Annotated in this window: 13 protein-coding genes; 10 read left to right on the forward strand and 3 right to left on the reverse strand. The window is 68.7% G+C overall.

Going from position 1 to position 15,591, the window contains the following annotated elements:
- Positions 1 to 178: 178 nt before the first annotated feature.
- Complete coding sequence (locus ACIBEC_RS18700) at positions 179 to 1,033, reverse strand: hypothetical protein (RefSeq protein ID WP_360493531.1); 855 nt, start codon at positions 1,031 to 1,033, stop codon at positions 179 to 181.
- A gap of 489 nt (positions 1,034 to 1,522) precedes the next feature.
- Here ACIBEC_RS18700 and ACIBEC_RS18705 point away from each other — a divergent pair, with 489 nt between their 5' ends.
- The 3 genes from ACIBEC_RS18705 to ACIBEC_RS18715 all read left to right on the forward strand — a co-directional run bounded on the left by ACIBEC_RS18705 (position 1,523) and on the right by ACIBEC_RS18715 (position 5,730).
- Complete coding sequence (locus tag ACIBEC_RS18705) at positions 1,523 to 2,908, forward strand: helix-turn-helix transcriptional regulator (RefSeq protein WP_360493533.1); 1,386 nt, start codon at positions 1,523 to 1,525, stop codon at positions 2,906 to 2,908.
- Positions 2,905 to 3,789, forward strand: a complete 885-nt coding sequence (locus tag ACIBEC_RS18710) for an aminoglycoside phosphotransferase family protein (protein ID WP_360493537.1) — start codon at positions 2,905 to 2,907, stop codon at positions 3,787 to 3,789. The genes ACIBEC_RS18705 and ACIBEC_RS18710 overlap by 4 nt, the downstream gene beginning before the upstream one ends.
- A gap of 141 nt (positions 3,790 to 3,930) precedes the next feature.
- Entirely contained in the window at positions 3,931 to 5,730 is a 1,800-nt protein-coding gene (locus ACIBEC_RS18715; RefSeq protein WP_360493540.1) for a prolyl oligopeptidase family serine peptidase, read from the forward strand.
- On the opposite strand, the gene ACIBEC_RS18720 is transcribed toward ACIBEC_RS18715, so the two are convergent.
- The gene (locus tag ACIBEC_RS18720) at positions 5,705 to 7,045 is read right to left on the reverse strand and encodes a helix-turn-helix transcriptional regulator (RefSeq protein WP_360493542.1); all 1,341 of its coding nucleotides are present in this window, start codon (positions 7,043 to 7,045) and stop codon (positions 5,705 to 5,707) included. The genes ACIBEC_RS18715 and ACIBEC_RS18720 overlap by 26 nt on opposite strands.
- A 374-nt stretch (positions 7,046 to 7,419) precedes the next feature.
- Here ACIBEC_RS18720 and ACIBEC_RS18725 point away from each other — a divergent pair, with 374 nt between their 5' ends.
- From ACIBEC_RS18725 to ACIBEC_RS18755, 7 genes are all read left to right on the forward strand, one after another.
- The gene (locus tag ACIBEC_RS18725; RefSeq protein WP_360493545.1) at positions 7,420 to 8,331 is read left to right on the forward strand and encodes an SAM-dependent methyltransferase; all 912 of its coding nucleotides are present in this window, start codon (positions 7,420 to 7,422) and stop codon (positions 8,329 to 8,331) included.
- Between the two features lie 94 nt (positions 8,332 to 8,425).
- Positions 8,426 to 8,854 carry a hypothetical protein gene (locus ACIBEC_RS18730; RefSeq protein ID WP_360493548.1) on the forward strand — a complete coding sequence of 143 codons (429 nt, stop codon included), beginning with the start codon at positions 8,426 to 8,428 and terminating at the stop codon, positions 8,852 to 8,854.
- A 239-nt stretch (positions 8,855 to 9,093) separates the two neighbouring features.
- Positions 9,094 to 10,002 (forward strand): hypothetical protein, encoded by a 909-nt coding sequence (locus ACIBEC_RS18735; protein ID WP_360493551.1) that lies wholly within the window; start codon positions 9,094 to 9,096, stop codon positions 10,000 to 10,002.
- Positions 10,003 to 10,057: 55 nt separating this feature from the next.
- A complete protein-coding gene (locus ACIBEC_RS18740; protein WP_360493554.1) occupies positions 10,058 to 11,557 on the forward strand; it encodes an amino acid permease in 1,500 nt (499 codons plus the stop codon).
- Between the two features lie 83 nt (positions 11,558 to 11,640).
- Positions 11,641 to 13,029: a glutamine synthetase family protein gene (locus ACIBEC_RS18745; protein ID WP_360493557.1), complete on the forward strand. Its 1,389-nt coding sequence runs from the start codon at positions 11,641 to 11,643 to the stop codon at positions 13,027 to 13,029.
- An 88-nt stretch (positions 13,030 to 13,117) separates the two neighbouring features.
- The gene (locus ACIBEC_RS18750) at positions 13,118 to 14,638 is read left to right on the forward strand and encodes a Mur ligase domain-containing protein (protein WP_360493560.1); all 1,521 of its coding nucleotides are present in this window, start codon (positions 13,118 to 13,120) and stop codon (positions 14,636 to 14,638) included.
- 32 nt (positions 14,639 to 14,670) lie between these two features.
- Positions 14,671 to 15,189, forward strand: coding sequence for a hypothetical protein (locus ACIBEC_RS18755; RefSeq protein ID WP_360493563.1), 519 nt, complete (start codon positions 14,671 to 14,673; stop codon positions 15,187 to 15,189).
- Here ACIBEC_RS18755 and ACIBEC_RS18760 read toward each other — a convergent pair.
- On the reverse strand, positions 15,171 to 15,374 hold the full coding sequence (locus ACIBEC_RS18760) for a hypothetical protein (protein WP_360493566.1): 204 nt from the start codon (positions 15,372 to 15,374) through the stop codon (positions 15,171 to 15,173). The two genes, ACIBEC_RS18755 and ACIBEC_RS18760, sit on opposite strands and share 19 nt — an antisense overlap.
- Positions 15,375 to 15,591 lie beyond the last annotated feature (217 nt).

Here is a 15,591-nt window from a genome sequence, read left to right on the forward strand (position 1 = left end):
ACAGCTCGCGCCGCCAGAACATCGTCTGCCGCGGCCCGAGACTCAAGCTGAGCGAGCACGATGGCGTACCGGCGTCGGAATCGCTCCGACAGCGAGCTGCTCTGCGCAACCAGCTCGAACCAACTCGTCATTCTCTGTGCGTGGTCGGCCGTTTCGAGGGCGCGCGGGGTCGTGGGCATCACGCGGTCACCCTCGTATCCGATGAGGGCTGAGCCCGGAACTGCTGCTCCAGGTCGGCGAGGATCTGGGCCTTCAGCCGCGGGTCCTGGGTGTGGTACATCGAGCCAGCGACCACCTTGCGGTCGCAGTGGAAGACCTTCAGCGGCCAGCCCTCAGGAAAGGCGATCCGGCGTCCGCCGGTGGTCCCGACGTGTGACACGAGATCTTCCCAGTTGTAGCTGAGGTCATCCCTGTCGATGAACACATCGAGGTCGAACCCACCGAGCCGGGCCGCCACCGCGGTGAAGCGTTGGACGTCGTAGGCGACGAAGTGGGTCGACAGCCGGTTCACTGAGCGCACACCCGGCTCAATCTCGGCGCCTTCGTCCTTCAACGCCCAGGACCATTGGTGGTAGTCGTCAACCTTGCTCAAAGCTGGTACGTCGGGACAGCTCTCGAAGAGTCGTCGGCAGGCTGCCAGCACGTCGAAGGACGGATCGGTGCGATACATCACCACGTCGTCCTCGATCACGATCAGGTAGGGCGAGCGGAGGGCGAAGAGTTGGCGGTGCCCGTTGTTTGAGCCATCACCCGAGGCGACAAATCGATGGCGCCGGCGAACCCTCAGTTCGTCAACACCCCAGCCGGTCAAGAGCGCCGGGAGTTTGGAAGCAACCTCGGGAGAAGTACCGTCGCAGTGCAGCATGACCTCGAACGACTCCGTGGTCGAGTCGGTGAGCGCTTCAAGGCAGCGCGGCAGCGTCGTCTCCAGCAGGTCCAGGTTGCTGTGGAAGAGGAACACGATCCGGAACGTCGGATCCGTGGGTGCCAAAGCGCCGGCGGACGAAGCTGGATGGGCGGAGATGTGGGCCACGAGGTCTCTCCTACTGGCTATAGGGTCTTCCTTGCGCATGGCTGAGAATGCGGTGAGATCGTCCGTGGAGCTCTCCTCTCTCATGGTCCAGCGATGCTGGCCGCCGCCGAACGGATGGCGACCGCGTTCCGGGACGGTCCGCAGACACTTGCGGACGTTCCGTAACCATCGGCGGTCGTGCGTCTCCCGCGGCAATCCGTCCGTCAAGGATGGATCTACGGAGAGTCAGATACCAGACCGCGTATGCGGACACGGAGTCTGTCCGTATGGATGCGACCTAATACGGTCTCGGTCGCCGAAGTCACGGCCCGAGACTCTGAGCGATGTACGTCGAGTTCGCGCACCGAAGCAGCCACGCGACGAGCCTGATCGCGTTGTGTACTGAGCGCGCAACAGTGTGAAACGATCTGTGCCGTTGGGTGATCTCGCGGGGTCGCGCCGACAAGCGGGAGCCATGTTGTCCACATCAGTTCGCTGAGGGGGGATCTGATGCCGCAGCGACCGAAGGATCTTCAACCATCACGCTCTGCCCGTGAACGGCTGGGGGCCGAGATCAGGCACTGGCGGGTCTTGCGAGGACTGAGCCAGGATCAACTTGGCGCCCTGGTGCACATCAGCGGCGACCTGGTCAGCAAGTTAGAGAAGGGCCAACGCACCTGCAAGGCGCGATATGCCGCGGACATGGACACGGCCCTGGAAACCGGGGGCGCTATCGCTCGGCTCTTGGAGCCGGCTCAAGCTGATGTGGACAACCGCGCCCGGGATGTGGACAACTCCCCGATCTGGAACGCGAGCACTCCCCTCGGAGCCTGGTTGGGAGGCACTCTGGAGGAGCCCCGGTCTACCTCCGACTGGAACGAGTTCAGCACCATGCTCCGACGCAACTTCCTCGCCGCAGCAAGCGCTGCCACCGGCGCACTACTCCCTCTTGCGAACGCCAGCTCGGCCACCGCGGTACCGGCGACAGTTCGCTCCGCTGATATCGACCAGATCAACACCGCGGCCACCACCTTGCGCAGCTGGGACAACCTCTACGGTGGCGCTGGTGTCGTCCGAGACACCGCACGCGCCCAAGTCCAGTGGGCCGCAAACCTCCTGAGCGCCGACTGCCCGTCTCCACTCAGGGGCGGCCTGTTCACGGCCGTTAGCGGCCTGGCCGCCGCTGTCGGCTCCTCGGCATTTGACGCGTTCGCCCATGAGGACGCGCAGCGCTACTTCGTCTTCGCCACCCTGTGTGCCGAGGAAGCAGACAACTGGCCATCGCGTGCCGTCTCCTACAACCTGCGCTCGCGGCACGCCACGTGGCGCGGTGACCCCGATACCGGACTCACCCTCGCCGAGCTCGGGCTCATTCGCGCGGACCGTCTCTCCCCTGCTGAGCGCTCGATGCTCCACAACGCCCGTGCCCGGGCACTCGCCAAGATGGGCAAGACGCAGCAGGCACTCGCTGCGGTCGGAGAGTCTGACGATTCCTTTGCCGGGATGGTTCCGGCCAACGAGGGGCCCTGGATGGCCTATTACGACAGCGCCCAGCACCACGGCGACACAGGACACGCCCTGTTCGACCTTGCCCTCCTAGGCCATCCCCCGCGCTCGGCGCTTATGCGCCTGCAGACCGCCGTCGACACCCACACTGCCGACTACGCGCGGTCCCGGACCTTCTCCCGTACGAAGTTGGCCTCTCTCCGGATGGCCACCGGTGACCCGGCCGAGGCTGTTGCCGATGGTCGTATCGCGCTTGCCGAAGCAGCTCAGCTCCGCTCGCTGCGAGCCACGCACGAACTGGATGAGCTCCGAGGTCTCACGCAACGCCATCCCGAGCTTCCGGACGCCCGGGACCTGCGAGAGCAGATCAGTTCGATGGTGACGGCATGACCACAGTGGATCTTTCCCATGCTGTGCTGCTCAAGGCGTGCGCAGAAGCCGGACTCGCTGCTGACGGGGCCGAGCCTCTGCGCATCGGCGAGAACGCCTTGTGGAGGCTTCCGCAACAGGTCGTAGCTCGCATCGCTCGCCCCGGTCAGTGGGCCGCCGCGGTCCGTGAACTCGCGGTCGCCCGCTGGCTGCACGACTGCGAGGTCCCTGCAGTACGGCCGCTCAAGGACTTGGCGGATCCTGTCGAGGTCTACGGCCACCCGGTCACCTTCTGGCATGAGCTGCCGGTTCACCGGGCCGGCACCGCAGCTGACATGGCCCCGCTCCTTCGGCGCCTCCACCAGCTCCCTGTCCCTGCCTTCCACCTGGGACGGCTGGACCCGTTCGTCCGCCTCGCCGCCCGGATTGGTGAGGCGACGACCCTTGATGATGAACAGCGGCGATGGCTCTGGGCCCGCCTCGTCAGTCTCCAGAGCGCGTGGGCCGACCTGCCTATAGGTAGTCCCGAGAGCGTCATCCACGGCGATGCCTGGGGCGGCAATGTTGCTGTCACAGCAACCACCTCGTATCTCCTGGACTTTGAGCGTTCCTCTCTCGGCCCGCCCGAGTGGGACCTCACCTCTACGGCCGTCGGTCACGGCACATTCGGCACCGTGTCGGACGACCAGTACGCGGCGTTCTGCGATGCCTACGGCACTGACGTGACCGCCTGGGCGGGCTACCCCGTCCTCCGCGACATCCGTGAACTTCGAGTGACCTGCTTCGCTCTCCAGGCGGCGGCACGCGACCCCGAGCGTTACCGCGACCAAGCCCACTACCGACTGGCCTGCCTCCAAGGCGACCACGGCTCGCGGCCGTGGGGATGGGCAGCCGTCGAGTAGCGGCACGAGTGTCCGACCGAGCAGGTGCCAGGTGTGGTTGAGAAGGCGCTGTGGCAAGCGGTAGACCGTGCAGAGCAGGAAGGCCGGCACGCCCGGTACCGTCGGTGATCGATAACACCCCTCCAGGGTCGAGAGGATCGGATGACCGGCAAGAACAACGAACCACTCGACGCCGAATGGGTGGCCCGCAAGCACACGACATACGACGAACTCACCTCTGCGGACGGCGAACTGTGGTGGATCCAGTCGGACCCTGACCTAGGGGGAACTCGCCGCCTGATGCGCGCGAGGCCGCAGGAGAAGGCCCATCCGCAGACTCCGCCGGAACTGTCCCTGGGAGGCTGGCTGCACGCGTACGGCGGCGGGGCGTACGCCGTCACCACTGACCGCCAGTGGATCATCAGCGCTGACGACAGCAAGATCTACGAACTGGCCGGTATCGGCGCTCCCCGCCCGATCGTCCCGGCGGATGACCGCTTCCTCTACGGCGACCTGCACCTCGCGGACGGCAACCTGCTGGCCGTACGGGGGAACGACCACGGCGACGAGATCGTCAAGGTCGACACCGACGGCCAGAGCATGCGGGTGCTGGTGAGTTCATCGGGGTTCCTCGCAGCGCCGCGCTGCCGCAGCGGCCTACTCGCCTACCTCGAGTGGGACTGCGACCGGATGCCGTGGGACTCCACCCGGCTCCAGGTGACAGACCTTCCGGAGCACGGGCCGGCGCCCTCGCCCAAGCTTGTTGCCGGCGGGGAAGAAGAATCCGTGGTCCAGCCAGCATGGGGGCCAGACGGAATGCTGTACTTCCTCTCCGATCGCACAGGATGGTGGAATCTGTACCGCTGGGACGGCCTGCGTGTCCACGCGGTAGCTCCCATGGATGCCGACTGCGCGCCAGCGCCGTGGGAAGGCGGATACCAGTCGTTCGGCTTCCTGCCGGGAGGCGCGATCGTGCTCACGGTCTCCGACGGGTTCCGCACACGCCTGATCACCGTAGGCGGGGACGGCCACTGCCGCGAACAGGAAGCTGATGTGACCTCGGTGAAGCCCTACGTCGCGGTGCTCGGCCAACAGGTAGCGCTGATTGCCTCCACACCGACCAGTACACCGTCGATTCGCGTCTTCGACCCTGCTAGCCCGATTCCCGCCTGGCGCTGGAATTTTCCAACCCCCATGCACGAGCAGCCGCAGTACTCCTGCGCGGCTCCGACCATCCGCGAAGTACGCTCCAGCAGTACCACCATCCGCTACCTGCTGCACCGTCCACTCGTGAACGGGCCTGTGCCGCTGCTCGTCCGCGCGCACCCGGGACCAACCGACGATGTGCCGATGCGCCTCGACTGGACCGTGCAGTACTTCGTTGCTCGCGGTTTCGCCGTTGCCGAAGTCGCCTACCGAGGTAGCACAGGGCAGGGGCGCCAGTTCCGGCAAGCCCTCCACGGTCACTGGGGGGAGTTCGATGTCGAAGACTGCGCGGCCGTCGCACAGCAGCTCCTGGCCGACGGCACAGCCCTCCGGGGCGCGGTGTTCATCAGCGGGGCCAGTGCGGGCGGATACACCGCGCTCCAAGCCGCCTGTCTGACCGGCCCGTTCACCGGTGCCATAGCCACATCCGCAATCATCGACCCGAAGCGCTGGACAATCACAGCACCCCGGTTCCAGCGACCGCACGCCGCAGTCCTCGCCGGGCCGGTGGGTGCGGTGCGCGCCGAGGCCATCCGTGTCCCGGTGCTGCTGGTCCACGGAACCAGCGACGACATCGCCACAGTGGCCGACGCCCGGCGTCTTGCCGCCGAGCTGCAAGCACGTGGTGCCGATCACGAGACGCTCTTCCTTGAGGGGGGTGACCACTACCTGTCGGTGCCGGAAAGCCGCCGAGCCGTACTGGAAGCAGAGCTGCGCTTCTTCCAGAGGATCACGCCGGTAGGGGTGTTGCCGTAGCACGTTTGGCCGCGGCTGGCAGAACCTGGCGAACGAACTCGTCGAGGTCCGCGACCGCCCGCTGCTCTGCATACGGCGCGAGGTCGGTAAGCAAACGGGCAACGCGGTCGACACAGCGTCCAGAGGAGGTGCGCGCGGCGTACCCGACGGCTTCGAAACCCACGGTGCAGGCTTGTTCGATGTCGCCTGACCGAAGCCAGGTTGAGGCCATCAGGGTCGCGTCAATGGCACGACGGCGTACGCGATCACGCCCAACTCCGAGCAGTGCGTCAGCTACCTGGGCGCGGGCCTGCGGGGCCCTGCCGAGGTCGTGGAAGCAGTGTGCCATCTCGTCCGCAAGGTAGGCCCGGGTGAAGTAAGCGATCCACGGTGGCTCGTTGCCGGACGTCGAGGTGTCTAGCAGCTTCTCGGCCTGAAGGAGCATGGCTGTCGCCTCGCGCTCGTCACCCAGCCGAGCGTGAGCGCGCGCGCCGACGGCGGCGATCGCGGCCCGGGTGGCTGCGCTCGCGGAGGTCCCTGCCCTCACGCTTGCCGCCTGGGCCCAGCGGAGCGCGACCTGAGGGTGATCGCAGTGCAGCGCCAGATGCCCGAGGTTGACCGCAACAAGGTAGGCGCCGTAGGCGTCGTCGGCCACTCCGTGGGTGAGGCCCAGCGCCTGCTTGTAGTACGTCTGCGCCCACCCTGGCCGCCCCGCGTCCACCGCCTGGTAGCCAGCCAGTTCGAGGAAGCCCGCTGCGATCCGGGCCCGCGAGCGATCGACGTCAGCGCTTGCCGCGGAGCGGGAGAGCAGCGAGCTCAGCTCCGTGTCGACGTAGGTGCGGAGTTGGGTTGCGAATTGCCCTGCGCCGTGGGCGTGATCCAACTGCCGAAACATCGCGAGCATCCCGCCCGCCACTTCAACATCGTCCTCGGTAACCCAGAGTCGGCTGCCTTCATTGGCCGCAGCCTGTCCCGGGTCCGCTGCGACCCACTCCGCGACCACCAGCTCAGATGCCTTCGGGTCGAATCTGGCAGACGGCTCGCTCTTGCGCGCAGAGCCGAGTGATGGCGTGCGACGACGCTCTTCCTCAGCTGCCGGCCAGAGGTCAACGAGCACACCACCGGCCTCAAGGGCCTGATCGCAGGCCGCGATGAACTGACGCGATGGGAACCGCTCGCTCGCCTCGACCCGGCGGACCAAATCGGCACTGCTATGGACTGCGGCGCCCAACTTGGCCTGACTTAACCCTCTGGCGGTCCGAAGTTCGCGCAGCGTTGCCCCGAGTTTGGCCAGCGCCGAGCCAGCCGAGACAAGCTCCCGTGCCTTGGCGGCCATCACACCCCCGCTGCTTCCCTACTCACCCACGACCCGGCTCCACGACGAGTCGTCACATTCTGTTCCACTCACTGCCATTTGTGTAGGCGATCCGGCGTCAGCTGGTCATGTGGACGGACGACGAGTTCCCGCAGCTCGGATGCGGACACCCATCATGTCCGCATCCAGCCACTCGTACTCCGGTAATCGGCCAGCCAATCTGGAATCGCTGCCCGTCCGGCGCCGGCGCACGGAGACGCCCCAGACGTGCCCCCGACCGGGCCCGCGCGCCCGGACTCCCGACCGCCCGCTCGATACGGCATCCCCCTCCGTACCGAGCGGGCACCAACTAACAATGCGCGATGCGCGCTTGAGCCTTGACCGACTGAGGAGACATGACCACGACCCAGGACCACCGCCCGGAGTCGGACAGCGCGCCGCTCGGCGTCGGCACGTTTCCGACCCAGATGATCTCTACAGCCGTCGGCGGCGATCCCGAGTCCTACTCCTCTGGTGCGCCGTCCGGTGATCTGCTGGCCGACCGGCCGCGCCCGGCCCGGCTGTACGACTACTACCTCAACGGCAAGGACAATTTCGCGGCCGATCGGGCAGCGGCTGATGCGCTGCTGAAGGTGGCACCCACGCTGCCGACCACGGCCCGCGAGAACCGGCGCTTCCTGGAGCGCGCGGTCCGGCATCTCGCACGACTGGGGATCAGCCAATTCCTGGACATTGGCACCGGGATCCCCACCAGCCCCAACACCCACGAGATTGCCCAGGCCGAGGACCCGGTCTCCCGTGTCGTCTACGTCGACAACGACCCGATGGTGCTGGCCCACGCACGCGCCCTGCTCACCAGCCAGCCGGAGGGGCGGACCGCGGTTCTCAAGGCCGATCTTCGCGACCCGCAGCAGATTCTCGCCGGTGCCCGCGCAGTGCTGGACTTCCAACGGCCCATCGCTCTGATGCTGATCGCGGTCCTGCACTTCATCGAGGATTCGGACGATCCGCGCGGCCTGGTCGCCGAGCTGGTGGAGGCCCTTCCGCACGGCAGCTGCGTGATGCTGTCCCACGTCACCGGCGACTTCGACCCCGGCGCCTGGGAGAACGTCGTGGCCCTCTACCGCAAGGCCCACATCCCAGCCCAGGCCCGGTCCCGATCCGAGATCGAGGCCATCACCGCCGGCCTGCAGATCATGCCGCCGGGACTGCAGGTGGTCTCCCGGTGGCGGCCGGACGGCCTGGTCGACCCGGCGCTGACCGACGCCGCGGTCTCCTGCTACGGCGTCCTCGGCCGCAAGTCCTGATCGGAGGGCTACCCAGCTGGCCGACCGGCAGTTCATCCTCCATTCCTGCTACCTCAGCGAGGATCTGATGGCATCTCATGTAGAAAGCGCAGCCGTGGGCGGCATGGTCGCCTGCTCGCTGGTCGCGCTGCTCGTGGCGGCCTACTCGCAGTGGATCGCGACGGTGGCACGCCGCAGGGCCTTGGAGTTGGAGAAGGCATTGGTCGCGGCGACGGCGCTGCCGCCCGCGGCGGGCGCCGAGCTGGCTCAGTACCTGGTGGCGTTGGCGGCCGGAGCGGAGCCGGGCTCGCTTCAGCACCTGGTGCTGCAGTCGGCTACGGCCTTGGCTGCGGAGCGCCGGCGGGTGGACGAGTTGGTCACGGATCTTGTGTCGGCCGTGATGGCAGCCGCCCGCGGTGAGGTGCCGGCGTGGAGTGCCGGGTGCGGGAGTGGGCAAACCGCTGACGGTCGTGCCGTCTTCTGTGTCCAAGCCGGCCCGCAGAGGCGTCCGGCGGCTGGAGGTGGGCGAGATGCGCGCCTGTGAGGCAGCGGGTACCGCGCGGGTGGTGTTCCATCCCGCTGGTCTCGACGAGGTGCTGCGGTCGGTCGTGGAGTGTTCATCCATCCCAGACAGGAGCCGATGGACGTCCCGCTTGATCAACCGTGGGGCCTGGCCCTCCATGTATGGCACGTCTATGACTGAAAGGGTGATCCGTGATCGCCGTGTCTCCGGCTCGGCCGTTGTACCACCCCGCTGGGTTCGACAGTGCGCTCCGGACTGCGGTGGATGACCTGCGGGCCGGGCGCTGGCTGTCGACGCAGCGGCTGCTGGCCGCCACGGCGCAGAACGCTGGCCTACGGACTTCTCGGACGCAGGTGCTGGCACTGGTCGCGGCCCGGTCGACGGTGCTCACCGACTGGGCCCGCGAGGGCCCGGACGATCCGGGGCTCGCCATCGTGCGGACACGGGTGATGGTCGAGCATGCCCTGGCCGCAGCCGAGGCCGGCTCGCCGGAGGCCGAGCGCTTGGAGCAGGAAGCCCGCGAGTCGTGCCAGGCCGCCGCTCAGGCAGTGCGCTCGGACCCCGTGCCGTGGGTGTGCTTGATCGCCCTGGCCGCGCTGGACCGCGCCAGGCAGCGGCCCGAACACCAGCAGCGCTCGTCGGACCCGATGCTTCCGCCCGGACCATGGGGGCTGCTCGATGAGGCCCTCAGGCGCGATCCAGGCAACCGAGAGGCCCACCACCGCATGCTCCGCTACTGGCACCAGGTCTACCGGCCGGCGGCGGCCGACTTCGTGAACGTCGTCATGTCGATGGCTCCGGCCGGATCACCGCTCTCCGCCCTGCCGCTGTACTTGTCGGTCGACTACTACCGCAACGAGCCGAGGCGCAACGCGGTCGTGCTCCGGCAGTGGCTCCGGGAGCCTCACTTCTCCCGTGCTCAGCGCGCGTACGAGAGCTGGTCCGTGGCGGAGCCGGGAGCATGGCCGGTCGTCGATCTCAGCTACCTCGCCCACGCGTTGTGGGCATCGGCCCAGATGGCCGCCGCCGTCGAAGTGTTCAGCGCACTCGGTCAATTCGCGTCCAAGGCGCCGTGGACCCATGTCGCCGACTCGCCGGAGAAGGCGGAGGCTCTGCTGCTCATCGCCCGGGAACAGGCCCTCGCGGGCCGCGCGACCGCTCTGGCCTGATTCTCGGCCGCCCCCTTTCCATCATCCGTCTTCTTCCCGCACGGAGGTTGTCCCGATGTCCCCCGCCCAGGCAGCACCACCGACCGACGAGGAACGGCTCCGCCAGCTCGGCTACCAGCCCAAACTACGGCGGAGAATGGGTGAGTTCGGCAACTTCGCCAGCTCCTTCTCCGTCATCAGCATCCTGTCCGGCTGTATGACGATGCTCGCGTTCGGTCTGAACACGGGCGGGCCGGCGGTGATCCTCTGGGGCTGGATCGGCGTCGGCGGCCTGGTTATGTTCGTCGGCCTGGCGCTCGCCGAGGTGACCTCGGCCTATCCGACGTCCGGTGCGCTCTACTTCATGGCCCACCAGCTGGGCGGCCCCCGGTGGGGCTGGTTGACCGGCTGGCTCAACCTGCTCGGACTGGTGGGCGGCATCTGCGGCATCGACTACGGTGCGGCCAGCTTCGTCGGCGCGTTCCTCAACATGCAGTTCGGATACTCGCCGACGCCGGGCGGCCTGTTCGGAATCTTCGCTGCGATCCTGCTGCTCCACGCGGTGCTGAACCTTCGCGGCGTGCGGCTGGTGTCGGTGCTCAACGGCGTCTCGGTGTGGTGGCACATCGGTGGTGTCGTTCTGATCGTCGGGGCGCTCGCGATCGTGCCCGCCCAGCACCGGGACCTCAGCTGGGTGGTCGGACACTTCGTCAACAACACCGGCTGGAGCAACCCGGTCTACGTGAGCGCGGTCGGTTTGCTGCTGGCCCAGTACACCTTCTCGGGCTACGACGCCAGCGCGCACATGAGCGAGGAGACCACCAAGGCGTCGGTGTCGGCGCCCCGCGGGATCGTCCGCTCGATCTGGGTGAGCTGGATCGCCGGCGCCGTCCTGCTGGCCGGCATGCTGTTCGCCATCCAGGACTACTCCGGCGTCCTCAACTCGCCCACTGGCGTGCCGTCGGCGCAGATCTTCATCGACGCGCTCGGGACGACCGGGGCGAAGGTGCTCTTGGTGGTGGTGATCGTGGCGCAGTTGTTCTGTGGCAACGCGGAGACGGCGGCGGCGTCAAGGATGGTCTTCGCGTTCTCCCGAGACGGCGCGCTCCCCGGATCCGGACTCTGGTGCCGGGTGTCGGAGCGCACTGGGACGCCGGTCGCCGGGGTGTGGCTGTCGCTCGGGGCGGCGCTGGTGCTCGCACTGCCGTCGCTGTACAGCGCGACCGCGTATGGCGCGGTGACCGCCGTCAATGTGGTGGGGATGACGCCGGCGTACGCGGTGCCGATCTACCTCCGGCTGCGCAAGGGCCGCCGGTTCAAGGCGGGGCCGTGGAGCCTGGGCCGCCGGGGCCCGGCGATCGGCTGGATCGCGGTGGGCTGGGTGGCCGTGGTGAGCGTGTTGGTGTGCTTGCCGCAGTCCTCGCCGGTGACGGTCGACACCTTCAACTACGCGCCCGTGGCCTTGGCGGTGGTGCTGCTGCTGGCCTGGGGGTGGTGGCTCAAGGCCGGGCGCTCGTACTCGCCGCCGGTGCAACAGTCGACCGAGCTGGTCGCGCTGACTGAGGAGGTCGTGTGACCAGCCGCCGAACAGCCCGACCGGACGGTGGCCGAGGAGCCGCACGCGGCCAAGGCCAGAGCGCGGATGGTACGAGGGCAGTGATGCGGGCGGCGCGCTCCGACGCGGGCGGCAATTCAACGCTGACCTCGCCGGTTGGGCCGCTGCACCAGCTGGTGGACAGGCTCGGAATCGACACCGTGCTGCTGGCCGTCATCGATCCGCAGGGACGATTCAAGGGCAAGGAGCACGACGCCCGCACACTGCTGCAGCGGTTGGACTCCGGGCCGGTCACTCCGGAGATGTGCGGATACGTGCTCGGCACGGATCTGGACATGACGCCCCTACGGGGTGGCGAGTTCTCCTGGGAGGGCGGTTTCGGGGATGTCGCAGTGCAGCCCGACTTCGACCACGCCCGCGTCCTCCCGTGGGAGCCGAACAGCGCCATCGTGCTTGCCCGGCCTCTGGATGGCGGTCGGCCGCACCCGCTCTCCCCTGCCACCATCCTCGACGAGCAGCTCGACCAGCTCCAGGGCCTGGGCTACGAGGTGCGGGTCGGCATCGAGACCGAGTTCGTCCTCTACGCAGGCACCGGCACCGACGCAGCGGCAGCTGGCTGGCGCGGGCTGCGTCCGGTGACCTGGGACAATCGCGACTACGCCCTCGACCGGCCGGGGCCAGCGGCCAACTACTCCCGGTTGCTGCGCCAGGCCCTGGCCGGAGCCGAACTGCCCGTCGAGGCGGTCAAACTGGAAGGCGCGCCCGGCCAGATCGAGGTGACCTTCCCTTACGGCCCGGCCCGGGATGCCTGCGAGCAGCACGTGCTGTTCAAGCACGCGGCCAAGGCGGTTGCGGAGCAGCAGCAGCTAGCTGCGACGTTCATGGCGGCCCCGGCGGATGGGGTGGGTTCCGGGATGCATCTGCACCTGTCGCTATGGGACGGCGACCGGCCCCTGCTGGTCTCCGACCAGGACGCGGGCGCTCTGTCGGCGGTGGGCGAGCACGCGGTTGCCGGGCTGCTGGATGTGCTGCACCAGACCGGTCCGATGTGGGCACCGTACGTGAACAGCTACAAGCGCCTGCGGGGGCCATTTGCGCCGTCGAAGCTCGTGTGGGGATGGGACAACCGCTCGGCCGCAGTGCGGGTGGTCGGCCACGGGCGCGGCCTTCACCTGGAGGTCCGCCTGCCCGGCGCGGACGCCAACCCCTACCTCGCCCTGGCCGCCGCCGTCGCCGCGGTCCGCCACGGCATCACCAACGGCCTCAAGCCCGACGAGCCCATCACCGGCGACGCCAACTGGGACGAGGATCTGCGGGTGGTTTCCCGTCACCCCTGGGATGCCATCGAGAAGTTCGAGGCCGGTCGCGTGTCCAGGGAGTTGCTGGGCGAGCGGGTTGTCGCCCATCTGGCCACACTGGCATGGCTGGAGGTCGACCACCACGCCGCCCGCGTCACCGACGCGGAGCTGGCACGCGGGTTCGCCCAGTCCTGAGCCCCGGGCCGGTCGCGGCGCCACACCCCCGGGCCCGCGACCGGTCCGGTCCAACCCCTCACAGTCCGCTTCCCTGTTGGAGATCCTCATGGACACCACCACCTGCCCCGACAGCCGCACCGTCACCGGTCCTCGTCCGGTCCTGCCCGAGGTGCTGAGGGCCGCTCATCTGGTCGATGTCGCCACCGCCGGCATGGAGGGGCTGGCCCTGTGGCTGGCCGGAGCTGGAGCCGACGTCATCGGGAGCGTTCCCGAGACCGACCGGGACAGCCCGGTCGTGGCCGCGCTGAGGGCAGCCGGCATCGAAGTGGAGGTCGGCTTCGCGCCCGAGCACGTACGCACCGACCGCACGGCGGTGGTGTGGCCGGGTGTCCTTGCCGACGCGCATCCGGAACTCGACCGCGCCCAGGATCTGCAGCTGCCGATCCTCAGCCGGGCCGTCGCGCTCAGGGCCCTGTGCGCCCAGGCCGAAGGCGGATCGGTGGCGGTGGCGGGCAGCCACAGCACCACTACCGCGGCAGCCGCCCTGGCGGCCGTGCTGGATGACGGCGCGACAGGCTGGGTGCTGAACGCCCCGGCACGAGCGGGCGGCGCCGGGCACGCCGGCAACAGCCGAATCGTGGTCGACTTCTGCCCGGACACCGCCACCCACGAGGCCGCCACGCCGGGTGCCCAGCAGCACCGCCCCTCACCTCATCTCCTCGCCCACGAGCCCAAGTTCACCGCCGCGCTGATCCTCACCATCGACGCGAACGCCCCGTACTACGAGGACAACATCGAGGGCCTCAATGCCGCCCAGCTCCTCGCCCGCCGCGCCGCCACCGTCGTCCTGCCAACCTGGGACAGCAGCGTGAAGATCCTGCGCGAGCGCCTGGGCGACCGGCCCGAACCGCGCGTGGTCACCGTCGGCCTCGACCCGGCCGACACCGTGTGGATCATGGCACCCCGTTGGACCGGCGAGGACTTCCGCGTCACCTTGCGCTACGAGGAGACGGACCACGCCTTTATTCTCCCGGTTGCCGGCCGCCACCACGCCCTGGCCGTGTGCGCCGCCATCGCCACCGCCCTGGTCATCGGCGAGGACCCGCAGGCCGTCTCCCGGCGCGCCGGCGGCTTCCGCGGGGTGGATCGTTCGCTGACCGTGCTCGGCACCCAGTCCGGCGTCACCGTCGTGGACTCCCGCGCCCGGCACCCGCGCGAGATCGCCCAGGACGTCACGGCCGCCCGGATGCTCACCGAGGGCTCGCTTGTCATCGTTCTGGAACCGGACGGCATCGCCCGCACCACCGCGCACGCCGCCGAACTCGGCGCCGCCCTCGGCGATGCCGATCACGCGGTGCTGCTGCCGGTCAGCACCCCGCTGACCGAGGGCGCCGTGCCCGACCCGCTGGATGCCGTCGAGCAGGCCGCCGTTCAGAAACTCGGAGTGGGCGCGGTCCACCGGGTCCGCTTCGGACCGTGCGAACCCGCCCCGGAGCAGCGGATCTTCGAGATGACCGCCGAGGGCGACCTCGTCCTGGTCGTCGGCACCGGCCAGGCCGAGCGGCTCGGGCCGAGGCTGCTGTTCCATCTCGCCGCCCCCGGCATGCCGATCCCTCAGCAGCTGTGACCCGCCCGAACCACCCCGCTGGAGACTACGCCGTGGCCATCGGCCCCCTGCCCAACCTCACTGCCTCGGAACGCCGGTTGATCGTCCTGGTCGCCGCCGGCGCCAGCCACGACCAGATTGCCGCCGACCCCGACACGAAGCTGCAACCGGACGACGTCCGCAGCGCGATCGACGCGGTCCTCGTCACGACCGGCACCCGCACCGTGCTGCACCTCGCCGCCTGGGCCACCGCCCACCGGATCGTCACCCAGTCGGTGCACCCCAGCGGGGCACTGACCATCAAGCCCCAGCTGGCCCCGCGGCTGACGCAGATCCTGTGCGGCTGGGCGAGCGGGCGGAGCACGCCCGAGCTGACCGCAGACTTCGGCATCGCGCCGAGCACGATGCGCGGCTACTCCAAGGGCCTGCTCAGCCAGTTGAACGTCGACTCCCAGCCGCAGGCCGTCGTCGTCGGCGTCCTCGCCCAACTGGTACCGCTGAACAGCATCGACCGCGCCTGGCCGGCTGAACCACTCGCCCCGGCCGCCGTGCCTCAGGCCGTGGCACCGTGAGCGGTCAACGAAGTATCAGGAGCATCGGGCTCGCCGTGCTCTGCTTCCTGATTGGCGTTCTCGTCGGCGGCTGCGCCATCTACCTGCTGGAGCACCGCGCCACCCTCGGTCAGCCGCTCTACTTGGGCACCTTCGCCGTCGTCGCCCTGTGCACTCTCGGCGTGGCCGATCGCGTAGTGGGCCACCGCGCGCCTCCTTCGAAAGACCCGGACCATCCTGGCGACCGCCGCCGGTCCGGCTGAACAGCTACCCGCAGTAACCCATGGCGGCCGTTCGGGCCAGGGCCGCACCCCTTTCGATCTCAGAGAGACATCTCAGGAAGCTACGAGTCAAGCAGCCGTCGGGATCGACAACGTGGCAGAGGAGGTGAAGGCATGGGTCTCGTCGAACAGCACACGGTTC

Source organism: Kitasatospora sp. NPDC051164, from assembly GCF_044455625.1.
Lineage (GTDB): Bacteria > Actinomycetota > Actinomycetes > Streptomycetales > Streptomycetaceae > Kitasatospora.

Excerpts from the sequence above, each read along its gene's own strand:
- ACIBEC_RS18705 (WP_360493533.1), top strand. The coding sequence starts at position 1,523 with ATGCCGCAGCGACCGAAGGATCTTCAACCATCACGCTCTGCCCGTGAA.
- ACIBEC_RS18710 (WP_360493537.1), top strand. The coding sequence starts at position 2,905 with ATGACCACAGTGGATCTTTCCCATGCTGTGCTGCTCAAGGCGTGCGCA.
- ACIBEC_RS18715 (WP_360493540.1), top strand. The coding sequence starts at position 3,931 with ATGACCGGCAAGAACAACGAACCACTCGACGCCGAATGGGTGGCCCGC.
- ACIBEC_RS18720 (WP_360493542.1), bottom strand. The coding sequence starts at position 7,045 with ATGGCCGCCAAGGCACGGGAGCTTGTCTCGGCTGGCTCGGCGCTGGCC.
- ACIBEC_RS18725 (WP_360493545.1), top strand. The coding sequence starts at position 7,420 with ATGACCACGACCCAGGACCACCGCCCGGAGTCGGACAGCGCGCCGCTC.
- ACIBEC_RS18740 (WP_360493554.1), top strand. The coding sequence starts at position 10,058 with ATGTCCCCCGCCCAGGCAGCACCACCGACCGACGAGGAACGGCTCCGC.
- ACIBEC_RS18745 (WP_360493557.1), top strand. The coding sequence starts at position 11,641 with ATGCGGGCGGCGCGCTCCGACGCGGGCGGCAATTCAACGCTGACCTCG.
- ACIBEC_RS18750 (WP_360493560.1), top strand. The coding sequence starts at position 13,118 with ATGGACACCACCACCTGCCCCGACAGCCGCACCGTCACCGGTCCTCGT.